At 60.6% G+C, this 19895-nt stretch carries 14 protein-coding genes, 1 tRNA gene and 2 pseudogenes; 6 read left to right on the top strand and 11 right to left on the bottom strand.

The genetic code is table 11. The annotated features are described in order from the left end of the window. Positions 1-139: 139 nt before the first annotated feature. From mksF to mksB, 3 genes are read right to left on the bottom strand one after another with little or no spacing between them, the layout of a single operon-like run. Positions 140-2980: an Mks condensin complex protein MksF gene (gene mksF, locus AC07V0_RS24915; protein ID WP_018929533.1), complete on the bottom strand. Its 2841-nt coding sequence runs from the start codon at positions 2978-2980 to the stop codon at positions 140-142. After that, a complete protein-coding gene (gene mksE / locus AC07V0_RS24910) occupies positions 2977-3678 on the bottom strand; it encodes an Mks condensin complex protein MksE (protein ID WP_018929534.1) in 702 nt (233 codons plus the stop codon). The genes mksF and mksE overlap by 4 nt, the downstream gene beginning before the upstream one ends. Next, on the bottom strand, positions 3668-4945 hold the full coding sequence (gene mksB, locus AC07V0_RS24905; protein ID WP_026286675.1) for an Mks condensin complex protein MksB: 1278 nt from the start codon (positions 4943-4945) through the stop codon (positions 3668-3670). Before mksB ends, mksE begins: the two co-directional genes overlap by 11 nt. 220 nt (positions 4946-5165) lie before the next feature. Here mksB and AC07V0_RS24900 point away from each other — a divergent pair, with 220 nt between their 5' ends. Both AC07V0_RS24900 and rimI read left to right on the top strand, forming a co-directional pair. Continuing rightward, a complete protein-coding gene (locus AC07V0_RS24900; RefSeq protein ID WP_064616162.1) occupies positions 5166-5912 on the top strand; it encodes a hypothetical protein in 747 nt (248 codons plus the stop codon). Beyond that, positions 5905-6357, top strand: a complete 453-nt coding sequence (rimI, locus tag AC07V0_RS24895) for a ribosomal protein S18-alanine N-acetyltransferase (protein ID WP_018929537.1) — start codon at positions 5905-5907, stop codon at positions 6355-6357. The genes AC07V0_RS24900 and rimI overlap by 8 nt, the downstream gene beginning before the upstream one ends. Positions 6358-6419: 62 nt before the next feature. Here the strand turns inward: rimI and AC07V0_RS24890 are convergent, their stop codons facing one another. Further along, positions 6420-6824 (bottom strand): serine kinase/phosphatase, encoded by a 405-nt coding sequence (locus tag AC07V0_RS24890; RefSeq protein ID WP_192351625.1) that lies wholly within the window; start codon positions 6822-6824, stop codon positions 6420-6422. Positions 6825-7007: 183 nt separating this feature from the next. Here AC07V0_RS24890 and can point away from each other — a divergent pair, with 183 nt between their 5' ends. Continuing rightward, positions 7008-7652: a carbonate dehydratase gene (can, locus tag AC07V0_RS24885; protein ID WP_007939732.1), complete on the top strand. Its 645-nt coding sequence runs from the start codon at positions 7008-7010 to the stop codon at positions 7650-7652. A 7-nt stretch (positions 7653-7659) separates the two neighbouring features. On the opposite strand, the gene AC07V0_RS24880 is transcribed toward can, so the two are convergent. The 4 genes from AC07V0_RS24880 to AC07V0_RS24865 form a co-directional block, all read right to left on the bottom strand. After that, positions 7660-8184, bottom strand: coding sequence for an SET domain-containing protein-lysine N-methyltransferase (locus AC07V0_RS24880; protein ID WP_477747033.1), 525 nt, complete (start codon positions 8182-8184; stop codon positions 7660-7662). Between the two features lie 181 nt (positions 8185-8365). Then, entirely contained in the window at positions 8366-9538 is a 1173-nt protein-coding gene (locus AC07V0_RS24875; RefSeq protein WP_495019999.1) for a hypothetical protein, read from the bottom strand. Between the two features lie 116 nt (positions 9539-9654). Beyond that, positions 9655-11352, bottom strand: a complete 1698-nt coding sequence (locus AC07V0_RS24870) for an acid phosphatase (protein ID WP_495019998.1) — start codon at positions 11350-11352, stop codon at positions 9655-9657. 153 nt (positions 11353-11505) lie between these two features. Continuing rightward, positions 11506-12924 carry a short-chain fatty acid transporter gene (locus AC07V0_RS24865; RefSeq protein WP_018929542.1) on the bottom strand — a complete coding sequence of 473 codons (1419 nt, stop codon included), beginning with the start codon at positions 12922-12924 and terminating at the stop codon, positions 11506-11508. Positions 12925-13120: 196 nt separating this feature from the next. On the opposite strand from AC07V0_RS24865, the pseudogene AC07V0_RS24860 reads away from it, so the two are divergent. The 3 genes and pseudogenes from AC07V0_RS24860 (at position 13121) to AC07V0_RS24850 (ending at position 15471) form a co-directional block, all read left to right on the top strand. Further along, positions 13121-14036 (top strand): annotated as a pseudogene (locus tag AC07V0_RS24860) (MFS transporter). 118 nt (positions 14037-14154) lie between these two features. Continuing rightward, positions 14155-14931: pseudogene (locus AC07V0_RS24855) on the top strand (PAS domain-containing protein); the annotation flags it as partial. Continuing rightward, positions 14911-15471: a methyl-accepting chemotaxis protein gene (locus AC07V0_RS24850; RefSeq protein WP_371929210.1), complete on the top strand. Its 561-nt coding sequence runs from the start codon at positions 14911-14913 to the stop codon at positions 15469-15471. The pseudogene AC07V0_RS24855 and the gene AC07V0_RS24850, both read left to right, overlap by 21 nt. 75 nt (positions 15472-15546) lie before the next feature. On the opposite strand, the gene ggt is transcribed toward AC07V0_RS24850, so the two are convergent. The 3 genes from ggt to AC07V0_RS24835 all read right to left on the bottom strand — a co-directional run bounded on the left by ggt (position 15547) and on the right by AC07V0_RS24835 (position 19780). Next, positions 15547-17391, bottom strand: coding sequence for a gamma-glutamyltransferase (gene ggt / locus AC07V0_RS24845; RefSeq protein WP_495019997.1), 1845 nt, complete (start codon positions 17389-17391; stop codon positions 15547-15549). Between the two features lie 138 nt (positions 17392-17529). Then, positions 17530-17606 (bottom strand) — tRNA-Met (locus AC07V0_RS24840). A 116-nt stretch (positions 17607-17722) separates the two neighbouring features. Next, complete coding sequence (locus tag AC07V0_RS24835; protein WP_495019996.1) at positions 17723-19780, bottom strand: methyl-accepting chemotaxis protein; 2058 nt, start codon at positions 19778-19780, stop codon at positions 17723-17725. Between the last annotated feature and the right edge of the window lie 115 nt (positions 19781-19895).

The raw sequence follows: 19895 nt of genomic DNA, 5'->3' as shown, positions 1-19895 counted from the left end.
GCGCCTTTTTCCCGTATCCATTGGTTCCTCCTGAAGATAAGTCAGAAGGTGTAAACCTTATTCAGGACGAGACACCCATAAATAAAAAGGCCGCGATCCATATTGGATCGCGGCCTTTTCATTGGCTTCGATTCAGGCGTCAGACCGCATCCAGCTCCGGTTCGTCCGCCTGGATGTTAACGGTTGCTTTCACTTCATCGTGACGACGGATGAACTTCCAGTCCGCCTCGTCGATGTAGATACCGTTCGGGCCGCTGCCGCCTTCCAGGTCGATGGCGACGCTGGCGCAGACTTGCGGCTTCACACTCGCCAGGATCGGCACGAAGCCCAGTTGCAGGCTGGTTTCCAACAGCGCTGCCTGGTTCTTCTCGTCGATGTCCGCTGCCTCGTCGAGGTAGTACGGCAGGCGCACGCGACCGGCCTGGTCGCGGTCCATCAAGTGCAGCAACAAGTACATGTTGGTCAGCGCCTTGATGGTCATGGTGGTGCCGTTGGACGCCGCGCCGTCGATGTCGGTGTGGATCACCGGTTGGCCATTGACCTTGGTGATCTCGAACGCCAGTTCGAACAGATCCTTGAGACCGAGCTGATTGTGGTTGGCCGCCACCAGCCGTGCCAGGTATTCCTTGGCTTCTTCGTTCTTGTTGTCCTGCTCGGCGCTTTGGCTCAAGTCGAAGACGGAGAGGGTTTCGCCTTCTTCGTACTGACCGGCGCTGTGGATGATCTGGTCAATGTGCTTGAGCGCTTCCTTGTTCGGCGCGAGCACGATACGGAAGCTCTGTAGGTTGGAGACCTGACGTTTGTTGATCTCGCGGTTGAACAGCGCCAGTTGATGTTCGAGGCTGTCGTAGTCGCTGCGGATGTTGCGCAGGGTCCGGGCGATGTCGGTAACCGCCGCGCGACGCGCCTTGCCGAGGGTCAGGGCTTCATCGGTGCGGTGTGCGTACGCGTTGATCAGCAGTTGCAGGCGACGCTCCATGTCGTCTTCGCTGTCGAACTTGGCCACACCCTTCAGGCGAACCTGCGCGTAGAGCGCGTCGATCTGCCCGTCGGCCCGCAGCAGGCCTTGCCAGCTGTCCTGATAGTCATTGAGCAATGGCAGCAGGTTGTCCATGGAGTCGTCGACCGGGTCCATGAACGGCGTGCCGAACGGCAGGTCGGCCGGCAACAGCTGACGGCGGCGCAGGGCATCGTCGAGGGTGCGTTGCTTGGCTTCCATGTCACCGATCTGCCGGCCGACCAATTGCAGCTTGGCCGACAGTTGCTGGACGCGTTCGGTGAAGGCATCGCTGGAGCGTTTCAACTCGTCCTGGGCGGCTTCCATCTGCGCCAATTGCTCAAGCTTGTCGCCTTCTTCGGCGCTCAGGGTTTGCGCGCGGCGGAAGTCTTCCAGGGCTTTCTGCGCATCCAGCACCTGTTGGTACAGCGCCTCGGTCTGGGTCTTGCTGGCCGCACGGTCGGCTGCTACGGCTTGCTGGGTTTTCAGTTGCTTGAGTTCTTTGTCCAGACGCTCTTTCTGATCGCGCAGTGCCGCACGGTCGGCCAAGGCTTGCAGGGCCGGCGGCTCGATGTGCGACAGGTCGATGGACAGGCCCGGCACTTCGAAGCGCTCGCCTTTGAAGCCATCGAGGATCAGCTCCATGGACTTGACCCACTCACCGTCTTCATCCAGCGCGATGCCGTGTTCACCCAACGGCAGGCTGAACAGCGCGCTGTTGAACAGTCGCATCAGGCGCTCGACGTCCTGCTGCGAGAACTCTTCGCGCAGACGGGCATAGCTGTTGTTGTCAGCGTGATCGAGTTGTTGCTTCACCGATTTCAGGCGTTTTTCCAGATCCCGCAGACGCTCCTCCAGGTCTTCGGCCGAAAACTGCCGCGACTGGGCCAGCGCACCGGCCAGTTCATCGTGCGCGTCCTTGGCGGCGAGCAATTGCTGTTCGAGGACTTTGACGTCATCGACCAGGGCGAAGCGATGCTTGAGCACCGACAATTCGCCGAGCCAGCGCTGGATGCCGGTGATTTCCCGCTCCAGGCGCATCAGCTCTTGAGTGCCGCCACGCTGATCGTTTTGCAGGGCGTCCTGCTCGTTGCGGTAGTGCTCGGCCTGAATCGTCAGTTCTTCCTTGCGCGCACTGGCGTAGTCCGACCAGGTGCCGAGCAGGGAATCGAGCAGCGGCGACAGGCGATGCAGTTTGCCGCGCAGGATATCCCGCTGTTTCACGCCGTTGGCCAAGGCTTCGACCAAGGGACCGGCCGCGACCAGCGAGTTGTAGTCCTGCTCCATGCGGCGGACATCGCGGAACGCTTCTTCGCACGCGGCGATGTAATCGACACTGCCGGAACGCAGGCTGTGTTCGAAGGCATCGAGGAACAGCTGCTTGAGCTTGGCCGCGGTGATTTCACGCATGTGAAGCAGGTTGATGAACAGGGCGCGGAAGGTCTTCAGGCTCTGCTCACTGGTGGAACGCAGCGGGATCAGCGTCAGGTCGAGCGGAATCGAGGTGTGGCCGCCCACCAGCAAACGACGCAGTTCATCCGGCTTGAGTTCGTAGGCTTTCAGGCCTTCGCGCTCAAGATTGGTGAACAGCTCTTTCTGCCGCAGGCAGGTGTCGTCTTTCTGATAATGAGCCAGGTCGAGTTTGCCGGCGTAGGCAAAGAACTGATGACCGAAACCACCACCCGGGCCGCGACCGACCACGCCAATCACGTGCGGGCCGTGGGGCAGGGAGACTTCGACGAGGATGTAACTGGTGTCCGAGGCGAAGTAGAAACGCCGCGATTGTTCCAGGCTGTACTTGCCGAAACTCATGTCCGACATGCGCGCCAGAATCGGGAACTGCAAGGCGTTGATCGAGGCGGACTTACCAAGGTTGTTCGCGCCGTAGACCGACAGCGGCTCTTCCAGCGGGAACAGGCCGAGGCTGTAACCGGCGGTGTTCAAAAGGGCAAAGCGGCGAATGCCGTAGCGTTCCTTGCTCATGCGTCGGTCTCCTGTTCTTCGGCAATGGCGCGGGCCAGGGCGTCTTCTTCGCTCTCTTCTTCAAACTCGGTGAGATCGAGCGGGTCGTCGGTCTGCAGCAGCTTTTCGTCGCTGTCTTCGTCGATCAGCACCGGCGCCGGCAACGGCAGCACGCTGTGCAGGCTGGCGGCCAGGTCGCGGTCTTGCTGGACCGACAGGCAGACATCGAGGAAGCGGTGCATCGGCGGCAGGAAACGGTAGACACCGTTTTCTTCGCCGGCGAATCCGAGCTGGGTCATGCGGCGCATGATTTTTTCTTCGAGTTCTTCGACGGTCTGCACTTCGGCCTGGATAAACAGGTCGCGGTACTTTTCCAGCAACGATGGCAATTCATCGCGACCGAGGCTGCCACCGTCGAGCACGGCGATCGGGTCGCGGCCCTGGTCGGCCAGGTGTTCGACGAGGATGAAGGTGAACAGCGCCAGACGTTGCGCCGTCTTGTTTACCGCTGCCGCAGCCAGGTCGGGCACGAAGTAATAGAAACCACGGGTGTCGCACACCAGTTCAAAGCCCAGCGCCTTGAACAGGGTGCGGTACTGGTCCTGGAAGTTCGACAGTTGGGCGTACAGCTCCGGGTCGCGGCGGCTGACGTGGTAGCCCTTGAACAGCTCGCGAAAGATCGGCGCCAGCTGGGACAGTTCGTTTAGATCAAGATGCATGTGGGGTGCTCGCAGAATCCTCGGCGGCGGTGTCGCGGGCCGAGAGCAGGGCGAAGGAGCGCAGGCTGACCTGGTGCTCGTGAGTGTGGTAGTCGCGGCGTTCCAGACGCTCGCGCTTGAAGCGTTTTTCCCGCGACAGGCGCGAGAACCAATAGAGCAATTCGTCGGTGGCGCCGTCCGGCTCCTGCTCCAGCAGCCAGCTCATCAGGTCCGGCATCGGCAGGGCATCTTCGCAACGTTCGAGCATTTCCCGAACCGTGCGTGGCGCGCGCGGGGCTTCGCCTTTCTGGGTCTTGTGGGCCTTGGGGAAACGCGCCGGTTTCGGCTCGAAACGGGCCAGGGCGTAGACATAGGCTTCGACCTGGCTGGCACTGCCGAGGAAGGTGCTTTGCGGACGGGTGAACAGCGGCATCGCGGCTTGTGGCACCGCATCGATGCCTTTACGACGAATGGCCGACAACGCCAGGGCTGCGCCACGGGTCACGGCGTTATGCCGGCGCGCTTCTTCGCGCAGCGGCAGCAGCAGCTCGCGGGCGTGACGCAGGGTCAACTGGGCGCTGGTCTGCATTTCGAGGATGCGCGCGTGGGTGCGCAGCAGCATGTCGTCGTCGACCAGATGGCCGAGGCGCTGCTGTTCGGTGAGCATGCGCAACAACACGTTCTCAACCTTGCGCACGCCTTGTTCGAAGGCGCCGTCGGCATTCACCAGCTGAATCATCGGTTCGACGTATTCGTCCCAGGTCGCCAGCACTTCAGCATAACGCTGACGCAGCGGAATCTGCCGGTCGCTGGTCTTGGCCCGTTCGGCGACGGCCACCAAGGCCTGTTCGTCGTTGGCGAGTTTCTTCAGCACGTCCCGCACGCGCATGTCGAGCAGGCGCAACTGGCGCGCCAGATCGTTGCCGTCGCGAATGTCGAAGGCGTCCTGGATGTAACCGGCCAGGCGTTCGAGGTGGCGCAGATAGGCTTCGATTTCCAGGCACAGGCCCAGACGGTGCTCACGGCGCAGGTAAGCGAGGAAGTCATGGATCTGCGCGTTGAGCTCGAAACGGTTCGGGCTTTTCGCCACGGGAACCAGAATGTCGAGGCGAATCCACACGTCCAGCAGGCTGGTGATGTCCTGCGGTGTGCTGTCCAGTTGCTGGGCGGCCAACTGTGAACGCAGTTCGTTGAGGCTCAGGGTGCCTTGGTCGAAGTGCTCGCACAGTGGCTCCAGAAGTGCCCAGTGTTCAGCGAGGGCGCGCAAGACGCGCTTGGGTTCGATCATCGGAATGGCCGGCTGGTTGGCAATTAAAAGCCGCGATTGTACTTCATCGCAGCCGTGTCGATTCACTCTGGGGATGGGCTGTCGCTTCTTCTATCGGTGAAGTCTATCGATCAAGCGTGGGCGATCTTGAGCGAAGGGCGGTAGAATCACCGCACTTTAGTTATCCACAAGTGGCCGACCTTTGCTTATCGAGTCCCGTCGCCGCGCTTATTTGACCGCCATGCAGGTGGTCAACTGGCTGCCGCGCACCGAATTGCCCTTTGCTGCGCCATCGCGGCCCGAACTGCTGGAGATGCCCGAGCCAGCGGTCGTCGCCCCGGTTGCACCTGCTCCGGTGGCGCAGACGCCCGTGGAACCCGCGGCCAAACCGGCCGAGCGGGTGAAAATCGAGGTGCCACGGCCGACGCCATCGGCTGGAAAACCAGCAAGCAAAGCGACGCAAGAGAGCGAAGAGGTACCGCTCGTCGCCAAGGCTGCGCCAGTGCCGCCGCCGCGTTTCGCTCTGCAATTGCTGCGAGCCGGTCGCTGCCTGTTGCTGGTGGAGTTACCCACAGGCGAAACTTTCCAGACCCGCGACCCCGCTTATCTGTTGCTCAAAGACATGCTGCGCGCCGCCGGCCTGCCGGACAGCCCGCAGATCGTCGGCGAGCCGGTGCGCTGGCCGCTGCTGGCTCGCGGCACAATGGACCAAGGGCCGGAAGCGGCTCGGGATTTCGTACAAGGTTTTCTGTCGGCCCGCCTGGAAGACGCACCGTGCGTCTGTCTGTGGCTGATCGGCCTGCCGGCGGTGCGTTTTGCCGGTGAGGCCAACGCCGAATCCTTCAACCGTGAACTTCAGGTCGAAGGCCTGGGGTCGGTCTGGGCCTTGCCGGGCCTGGAGTTATTAATGGAAGAGCCACAGCGTAAGGCTGATGTCTGGCAAGCCATGCGTCGGCTGATGGCGCGTTGGAAAGAATCGAATGAGTGACGCTGTATCGTTCCGCCCGATGACCGAGGCGGACCTGGACGCTGTACTGAAAATCGAATACGCAGCCTACAGCCATCCCTGGACTCGCGGGATTTTTCTCGATGGCCTGGGCAAGTACCAGATCTGGCTGATGTTCGAAGGGCAGCAGCAGGTCGGTCATGGCGTAGTGCAGATCATCCTTGATGAGGCGCATCTGCTGAACATCACCGTCAAACCGGAAAATCAGGGCCGCGGCCTGGGCTTGACGCTGCTGGAGCATTTGATGTCGATTGCCTACAAAGCTGAGGCGCGGGAATGTTTTCTGGAAGTGCGTGACAGCAACCGGGCGGCATTTCGGTTGTATGAGCGGTATGGGTTTAACGAGATCGGACGTCGGCGGGATTACTACCCGGCGGTTGGCGGGCGAGAAGATGCCGTGGTGATGGCCTGCACCTTGGTTGATTGATCGTTTCTAAAGGCTTCGCGGGCAAGCTTCGCCCGCGAAGGCGTCTGCACGGACGTCAACGATCAAGGCTTGCCGTCCAATGGATCCTGCCGGGCCAGTTCCGCTTCATCCAGCCCATCGCCCCCACCGATATCGTCCCCGTCGACAATGCTCAGATCCCAATCCGCCTGGCCGTCTTCACCCGCTTCGTGGGCATCCCGTGCGCCGTCTTCACGGATCAGGGTTTCCGGGGTCAAGTCATCGTCGGTGGCGTCATTGTCATTGGTCGAGCCCCCAGTCATGCGGGGTTTACGGACGCGTGCGTCGGGCATCTGCTGTGTATGCTCGTGTTCAGGTGCCAGGTCGCCGATTCTGGTGCCGGGTTCTTCCTCGTCGAAATCCAGCTCATGCACCGAGCCCATGCGGTCTTCATCGTCGTCGATGGGCTCGGGTGGCTCCTTATCGAACGGACGTCGTGAATCAGTCATGGCTATTCCTCATACTGTAGGCCCTACTACAATTGACCCACTGGACTGCCGAGAATTCCCGCGGGCAGGGAGCGCCGGCTAGCCGCTACATACATCAGGACATCAGGGGGATCTGCATCTCGTGCGTGACCCCGACGGGCGGTTGTCTGTCAAAGCAGTGCATCATTCTCGAGGCTTCATTGCATGAACGACTTACAAGATCTGATTGATAACAACGAGCGCTGGGCTGATGCGATCACCCGCGAAGATCCTGATTTTTTTGCCAAGCTAGCCCGTCAGCAAACTCCGGAATACCTGTGGATCGGCTGTTCAGACGCACGCGTGCCAGCCAACGAAATCGTCGGCATGCTGCCGGGTGATCTGTTCGTGCACCGCAACGTGGCCAACGTGGTGCTGCACACCGACCTCAACTGCCTGTCGGTGATTCAGTATGCGGTGGATGTACTCAAGGTCAAACACATCCTGGTGACCGGCCACTACGGCTGCGGCGGTGTACGCGCCTCGATGCAGGATCGTCAGTTGGGCCTGATCGACGGCTGGTTGCGCTCGATTCGTGATCTCTACTATGAAAAACGCGACGAACTGGCCAAGTTGCCCACCGAAGAAGAGCGGGTCGACCGCCTCTGTGAGCTCAATGTGATCCAGCAGGTGGCCAACGTCGGTCACACCAGCATTGTGCAAAATGCCTGGCACCGCGGGCAGAGCCTGTCGATCCACGGCTGCATCTATGGCATCAAGGACGGTCGCTGGAAGAGCCTGAACGCCACCATCAGCGGTTTCGAGCAGTTGCCGCCGCAGTACCGTTTGCGCCCGGTCGAGGCACTGTAAAAGCCATTCAGATGAGACTTCGCCGACGCCAGTGTTGAAAGAACTGTTCTCCATTGGCATTCGGTGACTCGTCGTAGCCGATGATCCAGCCACGGCAGCAAGGACAACCGCAGCGGCAGGCGAACTGCCGCAGCAGCTTGTCTTCTGTCGCGGCGAAATCCATCGTCAGTCGGTCACCCTTTTTGATGTCTTTGAGCGCCCATAACCACAGCTCGCTCATATCGAGAAAGACGTTGGGGTCGCAGGAGTGACTCAGCAGACCACTGAAGCACGGATCGTAGACATGGATTCCCGGCGCCAACTGCCGGGTGTGTCGGCAGCGATAGGGCAATAGATGTCCGGAAACACGGCAGATTCGGCTGATGCGGGGAAACTCGCGCAGTGCCGCGACCGCCATTGCCGAGCCCTGAGCGTTATGGATGATTTCAAAGTCGTCTTTGGAGGGGAATCCAAGGCGAAGGGGCAACTCTACAAACGGATAGATGCCATTTGATGACGGCGGTGGTAGTCCTTGTTCGGCATGGCGTCTCATAACAATCCTTGTCAGTTGGGTGCTACGACCTCCGTCTGCTGACATCCTGTCAGCTCTGTAGCACGTGGATACGACACAAGCCTCTCGCAAATGAGATAACCGGTCTACTGTCAGATATGACAGTCGAGAAAAGCTCTTTCCCGCGTCAGCCATGGCTCACGCGGGAAAGACTTCCTTCGTTTTACAAGTGTGGGGCAGATGCGGAGGTCATAAGGGCCGGGGTCTGCAGCTGTTTCAGCTCGGATTTGACCGGCGCTGTCGAGCATTTGGCCACCGCTTGCTCAGGCGTCAGGTTGCGAATCGAGGTGTAGAACAGTTCGCAGGTTTTTTCTTTCTGGGTCACTTGCCAGGTCTGAGTGCAGCTTTTCAGCTGAGCGGTAGGGTCAGTGCCCGGTTTGCTGCCCATTCCGGCCTGCCAGCACGCGGCACTCAAATCCTGCCCCATGACTTTCAGCCCCGCGGCGTCGGCCTTGGCCTGCGCATCGTCGCCGCTATAGGCTTCGGGGTCGGCGGCGTACCAGATGTAGCTCGGGTGGTTGGAACCCAGTACGGGTACCGTCACCCCCTTGCTCGGGCTGATGGTTGCCAGGCCCAATATTTCTACGGTCTGCCCGTATTGTTGCTTGATCCAGTTACGCACTGGTGAACCAAAGGCGACCATTGGCAATGCTGCACCTTTGGCATTCTGGCTGACTTCCTTGACCATGGTGGTCTGGTAGTCCGTGAAGTAGTTGTAGACGCCTTCCAGATCCTTGCCGGCGGTGGACGGCGCGGCAATCGGCGCGATGTCGATGATGGTCTGATAGGCCGGCGTCTGGTCGGCGGGAATGTTGTTGGCGGTCAGCAGCGCGGCCCAGCGGTCGGTGGTCTTGGACTCCAGATAGTCCTGGGCCTGGGTCAGGGAATAATCTGGCGGGAAGTGCAGCAGTTCGACGCTTTTGCGGTTTTCCAGCGCCATGCCCAGCGGCAGGAACAGGTACCAGTTATAGTTCCATTTGCCATCGGCACTCAGCTTGTTGGCACCGTTGTAGGCCAAATCCCCAGCATTGAGCAGTGCGGTCAGTGGCTTGTCATAGCCTTTGGGCACACCGCTGATATGGGCGTGGAGCTGCTTGTTTTCGGTTTTGACCAGCACTTTTGCGGTCTTGTAGCCATCGCGCTGTACGCTTTGGGTCAGGTAATGCTCGACGGTCTGCTCCAGTGTCCAGTTGCGGAAGCAGATGACATTACAGTTGTTGGGGTAGGCGAACAGCCGGGTAACGCGCTCGGTACTGCCCAGATTCAGATCGACATCGGCGTGAGCGGCGGCGCTCAGGGTGAGCGCGGCGAGGGTGAATCCTGCGAGTTTGAACATGCTCAGATCCTTTTCAGCGTGAGCCCTCGGAGGTGGGGCGGGTACATACTGGAACTAGTTGTGTCGAACGGTCTAGTACACAAGTGAAAAGAGCGCCAGTCAGAGCCCCTTTTTCATCAGGCAAAGTGCAGTGTATTGCTCAAATCGCCCATGGGTTTCTGGCCACAGGCAATCATTGCATCGTCCCGCTGCCTGAGGCCATCGAGCTTTTCAAGCTGAAACACCCGGGTGATCAACCGCAGAATCGAGCCAGTGTCATAGACCGTGTGATCCACCATGCCCTTGCGCGCAAACGGCGAAACTACCAGCGTCGGTACCCGCGAGCCCGGTCCCCAGCGGTCGCCCTTGGGCGGTGCGACGTGATCCCACCAACCGCCGTTCTCATCGACCGTGACCACGACCACCATGTTTTTCCACTGCGGGCTTTCCCGCAGCACTTTCAGGGCGCGGACGATGTGCCGGTCGCCGGACGCTACATCGGCGTAACCGGCGTGCATGTTCAGGTTGCCCTGGGGTTTATAGAAACTCACCGCCGGCAGCTTGCCCGCCTCGGCATCGGCAAAGAACTTGTTGGTATTCGATTCATCGCCCAGCCCCGCATCCCGTAGACGTTTACCGCGCTCCAGCGGGTTTTCCGGCCCCTGCTGCTTGAAGTAGTTGAACGGTTGGTGGTGGTACTGGAAGTTCGGGATTTTCGGAATACCGCCAGAGTCCTTGTACTGATCCAGCGTCGCCTGCCAACCTCCGGCATACCAGGCCCAGTCGATGTTTTTCTTCGAGAGCTTGTCGCCTATGTGCTCGTGGGTCTGGGGGACCATGACGTTCGGCAGGTCTGGTTTGGCGTACGCAGGACGCTCCGGGTCGCGAATCCAGGTCGGCCAGTACGGCGGAGCGAGCGTGTTGACCCCATAGCCGTCCGGCGTCAGCGCGCTGGGGCCGAATTGGGGTGGGCCGGTCATGGCGCTGGCTGGGGATTGTTCCAGGGGCTTGAGGCGTGGATCGGCCGGATCATCGCTTTGCAGCGTGGCGATTTGTGTCTTGGCCACCGAGTTGACGGCGTCCGGATAGAACGGCGCGGTGGCGCTGACCAGGTATTGATGGTTGAGAAACGAGCCGCCGAAAGCCCCCTGGAAAAAGTTATCGCAGAGCACAAATTCTTGGGCAACGTCCCACAACCGCAGGGAATATCGACTCTGGGCGTAATGCCCCATGGGCAGGCCACCGGAGTCGCCCCAGGCGACAAAGCCGTCATTTTTGCCACCGTTGATCTGCATCTGGTTCTGATAGAACGCATGCCACAGGTCGCGCGTCACCAGGCCGAACGGCAAGTCTTCTGCGTTCGGACCTTTGAGGGCAAAGGGCGCGTTAGGCAGGTGTTCCTGGAACTGGGTTGCGCTGGGGTAAGTCACGCCATCGAGGGTTTGCGGGCCGATCTGCAGCACGCCGCCCCAGACTGGCGGCAGGGTCTGCAACAGGCTGCCATCGCGATCGCGCTGCTGATATTCGACGGGCTTGAGGCCCGAGAGCGGTTTCTCGACGCCAGGGAAGTCGCCGAACAGGTTATTGAAACTACGGTTCTCGGCGTAGATCACCACTACGGTTTTCACCTGGTCGCGTAGGGCTTTGTCCAATTCGACAGGTGAAAGCAGGCGTTCGAGCGGTTTATCCGACTCATCGCCATGACTGCCACAAGCGCTGAGGGTCGCGCCGACACCGAGTACCGCCACGCCACCCAGGAAGCGGCGGCGACTGGTGTCGGTGGGCGTATCTGTTTGCGGGGAAGAGGCGTCGTTGCGGTTTTCTTCATCGTTCATGGCGAGTTCCGTCTTGCTAAGTTGTTTCAATATGTTTCGGCGGGACGCTAGCAGCGAGGTGTGACAGAGGGGTTACGTTTGTGAAAACAATAAGTCGCCAGTGTGGAAGCAGCCCGCTTCCACACTGGATTGGTGGTGGATTGAAGGTCGGCGTCAAGGCATCACCGGCGCCATATACGTAAGCGTCGTCCCTAGCGCCCACAGCAGAAACAGCACCAGTGGCGTGTGCACCAGCAGTTGCACGAACGAAAACCCGATCAGATCCCGGGCCTTCAACCCAAGCACGCCCAGTAGCGGCAGCATGTAGAACGGGTTGATCAGGTTCGGCAGGGCTTCGGCGGCGTTGTAGATCTGCACGGCCCAGCCCAGGTGATAGTTCAGGTCGTTGGCCACTTGCATGACATACGGCGCTTCAATGATCCATTTGCCACCACCGGACGGGATGAAGAAACCGAGGATAGCCGAGTACACGCCCATCAACAGGGCGTAGGTGTCGTGGGATGCAATTTGTACGAAAAAGGTCGAGATGTGGTGGGCCAATGATTGTCCGTCGGTGCCCTTGACCACCGTCATCAGGGCGGCGATCGAGCCGTACAGCGGGAACTGGATCAGCACGCCGGTGGTGGTCGGCACCGCACGGGCCACCGCATCGAGGAAGCTGCGCGGGCGCCAGTGCAGCAGCGCGCCGAGCATCAGGAACAGGAAGTTGTAGGTGTTCAGTCCGGAAATCGCGCTGATCGCCGGTTTGGTCGCAAACTCATGGAACAGCCATCCGGCCGCCAGCAATGCCAGCAGAATCGTCAGCAGCGGGCTGTATTCCAGCCATTCACCAGGGCGGGTACGCGGTGCTGGCGCCGGCAGACTGAAACCCGGATCGATACCGCAGGCTTTGGCGTCACGGGCTGTCGCGGGGCCGGGCGCGGTGGCGTAGGCAACGATTAGTGAGACCACGGTCAGTGCCAGCAACAGCACACCCGACTGCCAGAGAAAGATCGTTTGAGTGAAGGGAATGACGCCCGTGATCGACAGAATCGATGGCGGCAAACTGGCGGGGTTGGCTTGCAATTGTGCCGCGGACGACGATAGACCCAAGGCCCAGACCGCGCCCAGACCAAGATAGGCGGCGGCACCGGCGGCTCGGTAATCCATTTTCAGATCGGTACGGCGGGCGAGGGCACGTACCAGCAGCCCGCCGAATACCAGTGACAGCCCCCAGTTCAGCAACGACGCGACCATGGAAATCAGCGCCACCCAGGCCACGGCGGAACGGCCGTTTTTCGGGACCCGTGCCAGGCGGTCGATCAGTTTCACCGCCGGTGGCGAACTGGCGACCACGTAACCGCCGATCACCACGAATGCCATCTGCATGGTGAACGGAATCAGGCTCCAGAAACCGTCACCGAAGGCCATGGCGGCGTCGGTGGGTTTGGCGCCCATGGCTATGGTCGCCACAGCGACGATGATCACTGCCAGTGCGGCGAATACCCAGGAGTCGGGAAACCAGCGTTCGGCAAAGTTTGAACAATGCAGGGCAAAGCGCGCATAGCGGCTATCTTCGATATCAGCGGCCACGGGAGTACCTCGTTTTTATGTTTATTGTGGGGTTCAGGGCGCAATGGCCCATCCGGTCGGTGCCAACAGTAAATCAATCGGCCCGTTGCGGGGACGCTGTTTGGGGCGTTTGGGACTATGGTCTAACGGGTTGTCCACAAGCGCATTTGCGTAGACCGTGGGCGCCTTGGTTTTTTGCCTGCCAGAGTTCTTTTACATGACGGCCAACATCAATGCGCGCCCGGCGCCCTTCACTCGCTCGGACTACAAGACCCTGGGGCTTGCAGCCTTGGGCGGTGCGCTGGAAATCTACGACTTCATTATTTTCGTATTCTTCGCGCTGACCCTCAGCCAGCTGTTCTTCCCGCCGGAAATGCCCGAGTGGCTGCGTCTGCTGCAAAGCTTCGGGATCTTCGTCACGGGCTACCTCGCGCGTCCGTTGGGCGGGATCCTGATGGCGCATTTCGCTGACCGGTTGGGACGCAAGAAGGTGTTCAGCCTGAGCATTCTGATGATGGCGTTGCCGTGCTTGCTGATCGGGATCATGCCGACCTACGCCCAGATCGGCTATTTCGCACCACTGTTGCTGTTGGCCCTGAGGGTCCTGCAAGGCGCGGCGGTGGGTGGTGAGGTGCCGAGTGCCTGGGTGTTCGTCGCTGAGCACGCGCCGGTCGGACATCGCGGTTATGCCCTCGGTTTCCTGCAAGCGGGGCTGACCTTCGGTTACCTGATCGGCGCCTTGACGGCGACTTTTCTGGCTCAGGCGTTCACCTCGGCGCAAATCCTCGATTACGCCTGGCGTTACCCGTTTCTGCTGGGCGGTGTGTTTGGCGTGATCGGTGTCTGGCTGCGCCGCTGGCTCAGCGAAACCCCGGTGTTCATGGCGATGCAGGCCCAGCGCGAGGCCGCTGTCGAACTGCCGCTGCGCACGGTGGATTTCCTTCACCTACAACATTGCCTACGCCGCCTGGGCGAGTGTCACACCGCTGCTGTTGATCGGTCTGATGCCATGGAGTCCGTGGATTTGTGTGATCTTCTGCGCGGTGATGGGGGCCGTGGGCATCAGCAGCGCGGTGTATTTCGGTGCGCGAATGCCGCGAGTCGGGCGCTGTTCGGTGGCTGGCGCGGCATGAGGCTGTTTGTGCCGCGACTATTTTTGTAGGACAACCCTGCAACACTCTTCAGAAAATACCTGCAAAGCCGATGGCTAGGCTGTAAGCCGCTTTTTATCTCTGTCCATCGGTGCTTCCCATGTTCAATAAACGCTTGAAGCAGGAGCTGTCGGCTCTTCGCGAAGAACTCTCCAGCCTTCTGCAAGTCAAGGAGAGTCTGGAAAGCGAGATGCTGGTCCTGACTCTTGACTCCGATGGGCGAATTCAATCGGTCAACCAAAACTTCGTCAGTGAGATGCTCTACAAAAGCAATGATCTGATCGGCCGGCACATCGAAGACCTTGTTCCGGTCCATGTGAAATCGGATGAATTCCATAACCGTTTCAAGGCCGCGCTGACCCGTGGCGAGCACTTTGCCGGCGCGGTCCGTTTGCTACGCGGCAACGGTGCCGAAGCCTGGTTGCGTTCGATCATGCAGCCGGTGCGCTCCTCGGACGGCCGTATCAAGAACTTCTCGATTTACTCCAGCGACCTGACCCGTACCATCGAGGCGTCCCGTGAGCATGAAAACCTGATTGGCGCGCTGGTGCGTTCGACGGCAGTGATCGAGTTCGACCTCAATGGCAACGTGCTGATGGCCAACGAGCGTTTCCTCAGTGGCATGGGTTACAGCCTGGCGCAGATCCAGGGTAAACATCACCGCATCTTCTGTGAGCCAGAGGAATACAACAGCGCTGAGTATCAGAACTTCTGGCGCCGTCTGAACGCTGGCGAGTTCGTCGCTGATCGTTTCAAGCGTGTCGATAGCCACGGTCGCGTGGTCTGGCTGGAGGCTTCCTACAACCCGGTGGTCGATGCCAACAACAAACTCTACAAAGTGGTGAAGTTCGCCACGGTGATTACCGATCAGGTCAATCAGGAGCAGGCTGTCGCCGAGGCGGCCAACATTGCCTACAGCACTTCTCAGCAAACCGACCAGAGTGCACAGCGCGGAACTGCCGTGGTGACCCAAGCTGTAGACGTGATGCGTGACCTGGCCAAACACATGCAAACCGCTGGCGAAGGTATCGAAGCACTGAACGAGCAATCGCTGGTGATCGGCACCATCGTCAAAACCATCAGCGGCATCGCCGAGCAGACCAACCTGCTGGCGCTCAACGCGGCCATCGAAGCGGCTCGTGCCGGTGAACAGGGACGTGGGTTTGCCGTGGTGGCGGACGAAGTCCGGCAATTAGCCTCGCGCACCAGTCAGGCGACCGATGAAATTGTCGGCGTCGTGCGTCAGAACCAGGACATGGCGCGCAACGCCGTGGCGCTCATGACTGACGGCAAGCTCCAGGCTGAACAAGGTCTGGCGCTGGCGGCGGAGGCGGGCACGGTGATCGTCGAGATCCAGGACGGTGCGCAGAAAGTGGTGAACGCAGTCGGGCAGTTTGCCAACCAATTATCGACTTGATGCTATCTATCCGGCGCGGGTAGTCCTCAAAAAGGCCTACCTCCCGGTAAGCCTTTCCTCATTCCTGCGTAAGACTCAATCCCCCAACGCTTCCCCCTCACGCCGTGGATCGGCCCCGCCGGCCAACGCGGCTTTCCCCTGCGCATCCTTGACTCGAACAATCGCCTGAGTCCCGCTAGTCATGTCGATCTCGCCCACGCTGTGCCCTTTGTCCTTCAGTGCCTGAATCAGTGCCGGGCTGAACTGACCCTGTTCCAGTTCGGTCGGGCCGTTGCGGCTGCCGAAATTGGGCAGGTTGATGGCGGCCTGTGGGTCGAGGTTCCAGTCGAGCAGGCCAATGGTGGATTTGGCCACGTACTCGATGATCTGCGAGCCGCCAGGGGAGCCGACGGTGGCCAGGAACTCGCCGCTCTGGCGGTCGAAGATCAGCGTTGGTGCCATGGACGAGCGCGGGCGTTTGCCGGGTTCGACGCGGTTGGCGACTTTTTGCCCTTGCTCTTCGGGGATGAACGAAAAGTCGGTCATCTGGTTGTTGAGCAGAAAACCCTGGACCATCAAGTGTGAGCCGAATGCCGCTTCCACGGTGGTGGTCATGGACACGGCATCGCCCTCGTCATCGACTGCCACCACCTGCGAGGTGGAGATGCGCAGCGGCGAGCGGTCCGGCGCGTAGGCGACCTGAATGCCCGGTGGGGTGCCGGGTTTGGCCTGGCCCATGCTGCGATCACCTATCAAGGCGGCGCGGCTGGCCAGGTAAGTCGGGTCGACCAACCCTTTGACCGGCACGGGTACGAAGTCGGTGTCGGCAACGTATTGCGCACGATCGGCATAAGCCAGGCGTTCGGCTTCGGCGATCAGGTGCACGGCTTCAGGGGCTGGCTCTATGCCCGCTGGTTTGCTGGTCTTGACCGGTTTGAGTGGTGCCAGGGCAAAGCGTGGGTCGCGGGTTTCCAGGGCCTGCAAGGTGCCTAGGATTTGTGCCACGGCGATTCCGCCAGATGACGGCGGCGGCATGCCGCACACTTGCCAGCGTTTATAGTCGGTGCACAGCGGCGCGCGTTCCTTGGCCTTGTAGCCCTGGAGATCGCTCAGCGACAGGCTGCCGGGGTTGGTATGGCCCTGAACCTTGGCGACGATCTCTTTTGCGATGGTTCCTGTGTACAGCGCGTCGGGACCTTCCTTGGCGATGCGCTTGAATACCGCGGCGAGTGCCGGGTTTTTCAGCTGTGTACCGACGGCTTTCGGGCTGCTATCGGCATTCAGAAAGTAGGCGGCCATGTCCGGTGAGCGCTGGATAAACGCGTCGGCCGCGATCAACTGATGCAGCCGTGGCGAGATGGCGAAACCTTGCTCGGCGAGTTTGATCGCGGGCTCGAACAACCTCGCCCACGGCAGCCGACCGTGCTTTTGATGGGCCAGCTCCAACGCCCGCAACACACCCGGCGTACCCACCGAGCGCCCGCCGATCTGCGCCTGAGTGAAAGGCATCGGTTTGCCGTCGGCTTGCAGGAACAGTTTCTCGGTGGCGCCAGCCGGTGCGGTTTCGCGACCGTCGTAGGTGCGCACGGCCTTGCCATCCCACAGCACAATCAACGCGCCACCGCCGATGCCCGACGATTGCGGTTCGACCAGCGTCAACACCGCTTGCATGGCAATGGCCGCATCAATCGCCGAGCCACCCTCGCGTAGCATCTCCCGTCCGGCTTCGGCCGCCAGCGGGTTGGCGGCTGCGGCCATGTGTCTGGAGGCGTGCTGCGTCTGCAGGTCGGTGCGATAACCGGAGGTGATTTCCGGCGCGGCCGGCAAGGTCGAGACCGAAGGCGAAGAGGGCGGGGCGTTACACGCGGCGAGGGTTAAAGCGGTGGCGATCAGCGAAAAGGCTGACAGGCGATAGCGGTTCAAGTGGAAGGCTGAGAACACGCGAGGCACTCCGTCCATGGGATAAAAGGTCCAGGGACTTTATCGGTCGAAGGAGTGCTACGCAAATCAGGGGGCGCCCGCCACTTTTCTCGAGGCATAAAAAAACGGCCTACCTTTCGGTAAGCCGTTTTTAGTACTTGGTGGCTACACAGGGACTTGAACCCCGGACCCCAGCATTATGAATGCTATGCTCTAACCAACTGAGCTATGTAGCCAAGTGGCGCGCATTATTCACCTGGAACGACGATGCGTCAAGCGTAAATCTAAAATATTTCTCCACACTTTCAACCGCTTATCCCGCTGACCCGAAAAAACGGGTCACGGGAGGGCATCAACCGAGCTGAAATCTCCCGGTATTCGCACTCAAGGCCTTGCTACCCTGGCTCAAGGTGTCCGCGGCGAGGTTCACCGCTCGCGCGCCTTCGAGCAAGCGTACCGCCGCCTGATCGACTTGCTGGATGTTGCCGCTGACTTCATCAGCAGTACTCGCTTGCTCTTCAACGGCAGTGGCGATTTGTGCCAGGGTGTCGGTGACGCTTTGCACCGCGCTGGCGATTTCCCCCAGGCGTTCGCCGAGACCGGTGACGGCTTGCGCATCCGATTGCGCCTGGCCGCAGGCGGCTTCCATCAGGCTTACCGCTTCGTTCACGGTGCTGCGCAGGCTGTCGACGGTGCCGGCGATCTGCGCGGTGGAGGACTGGGTGCGTTGCGACAGGCTGCGCACTTCATCGGCCACCACCGCAAAGCCGCGACCTTGCTCGCCAGCCCGTGCGGCCTCGATGGCGGCGTTGAGGGCCAGCAGGTTGGTCTGCTCGGCCACGCCGCGAATGGTATCGACCACCAATTGAATCTGCTGCCCTTGCTCGCTGACCCGACCCAGTGCCGCCGCCGTGTCATTCAACCGCTGATTGAGTTGCTGAATACTCGCTGTCGTACGCTGGCTGTCACGGCTGCTATCGGCGGCGATGCGCTGGGTATGCTGAGCGCTGCCAGACGCCTGTTCGCAACTCTGGGCGACCCCTTGGGAGGTCGCGGCCAATTGCGTGGCCGCGGCGGCGATCTGGCTGATCTGCAACTGCTGGGCTTCGACTTCGCCAAGGGCACCGCTGGAGTGATCGTTGAGGGTGCGCACCGCGTTGCTCAACTGCAGGGTTTCGTGATCGACTCCCAGCAAACTGTTGCGCAGTTGCACCACGGCGACGTTAAGCGAGGTGCTGATCGCCGCTAGTTCGTCGCGCCCCTGAACCGGTACTTGCAGGCTCAGGTTGCCGTCGCGCAGAGCTTCGGCCAGCAGTGTGATGCCGCTGGCGCTGCGACGGATCGAGGCCTGTAAACAGATGAACAGGTACAGCGCGGCTAATAGCAGGCAGCCAAAAATCGTCGCCACCAGGATGAACTGGCGGATGGCCGAACTGTGGTAATAATCCAGCCGTTGATCCAGAGAAACCAGCGATTGCTGGCGCAACGAGGCAAGGTTACCGAGGAGGGCGTCGAGACTGCGTTCGAAGTCTTCGGGCTTGAGGTTGATGCTGCCACCGAAGACGCCGTCGTCCAGCACTTTCAAACCGGCATCCAGCTGCTTGAGGCTGTCGTGGTATTGCCCGGCCCAGGTTTGCAGGGCGCTGGGCAGGCGCGCTTCCAGCAAGCTGCCAGTTTTCACCAGCTGTTCCCGAGCGTCGCCGATGCGGCTGCGCAAGTCGCGCAATTGCAGGCGGCTTTGCAGAGTGAACTGCCCGGACACCACCGAAGCTTGACCAACCGCGGCGAGGCGACCGACCCGTTCGATCAGGTCCGGTGCGTGTTGAGTGGAGATCTGCGTCAGCAGATAAGTTTCCAGCCATGGCGCGAGGGTCAGGCGATTGTCCATGGCGATTTGTTCGCGCAAGGCTTGCAGGGCGCTCAAGGCATTGGTGAAGCGATCATAGCCGTCCGGCCACCATCCAACGCTGCTCAGGCTTTTCGAATCCAGGCCGGTGAGGGCGCTTTGCAGGGCTTGATAGCGGGTGAGGGTCTCGCCCTCGGCGCCTTCGGTTTTCAAGGCATTGCCCAAGTCTGTGATTGCTTGGGCCACGGCCGGCTGAACCGTGTCGAACGCTGCCATCGCCGCGATGGTTGCTGGCGTCGGCTGGCGATTGGTTTCGGTGGCGCGCCAGCGCGCGGCGCGGTCACGCTGGGCGGCGAGCAAGTTGTCGAGCGCATCCAGGGCAATCAATTGCCGGACCCCGGCGCGTTCGCCGGCGATCAGGCTCAACTTGTCACGATAGTCCTGGCCGATCATCCACAAGCTGCCTGCCAGTGGCAGGATAAACAGCAGAAACAGCAGCTGAAATTTGCGCGCGAAGCCGAAACGCCCCAGCAGCCCGATCCCCGGTGATAAAAAAGCCTGCATGCCCCATGACTCCTCTGGACACCACGCACCATTGGCGTGCGTCGAGGCCATGGCGACCGCGACTGATGTCCTTCTAAAAGGCCTCGAAAGTTCACCTTGGTCCGCTCTGTAGGCC

Source organism: Pseudomonas sp. GW821-FHT01E10 (assembly GCF_059422365.1).
This window is presented reverse-complemented; position numbering and strand designations above follow the sequence as displayed.

Coding starts and splice junctions, on each gene's coding strand:
- mksF (WP_018929533.1), bottom strand. CDS start 2,980: ATGAGCAAGGAACGCTACGGCATTCGCCGCTTTGCCCTTTTGAACACC.
- mksE (WP_018929534.1), bottom strand. CDS start 3,678: ATGCATCTTGATCTAAACGAACTGTCCCAGCTGGCGCCGATCTTTCGC.
- mksB (WP_026286675.1), bottom strand. CDS start 4,945: ATGATCGAACCCAAGCGCGTCTTGCGCGCCCTCGCTGAACACTGGGCA.
- AC07V0_RS24900 (WP_064616162.1), top strand. CDS start 5,166: ATGCAGGTGGTCAACTGGCTGCCGCGCACCGAATTGCCCTTTGCTGCG.
- rimI (WP_018929537.1), top strand. CDS start 5,905: ATGAGTGACGCTGTATCGTTCCGCCCGATGACCGAGGCGGACCTGGAC.
- AC07V0_RS24890 (WP_192351625.1), bottom strand. CDS start 6,824: ATGACTGATTCACGACGTCCGTTCGATAAGGAGCCACCCGAGCCCATC.
- can (WP_007939732.1), top strand. CDS start 7,008: ATGAACGACTTACAAGATCTGATTGATAACAACGAGCGCTGGGCTGAT.
- AC07V0_RS24880 (WP_477747033.1), bottom strand. CDS start 8,184: ATGAGACGCCATGCCGAACAAGGACTACCACCGCCGTCATCAAATGGC.
- AC07V0_RS24875 (WP_495019999.1), bottom strand. CDS start 9,538: ATGTTCAAACTCGCAGGATTCACCCTCGCCGCGCTCACCCTGAGCGCC.
- AC07V0_RS24870 (WP_495019998.1), bottom strand. CDS start 11,352: ATGAACGATGAAGAAAACCGCAACGACGCCTCTTCCCCGCAAACAGAT.
- AC07V0_RS24835 (WP_495019996.1), bottom strand. CDS start 19,780: ATGCAGGCTTTTTTATCACCGGGGATCGGGCTGCTGGGGCGTTTCGGC.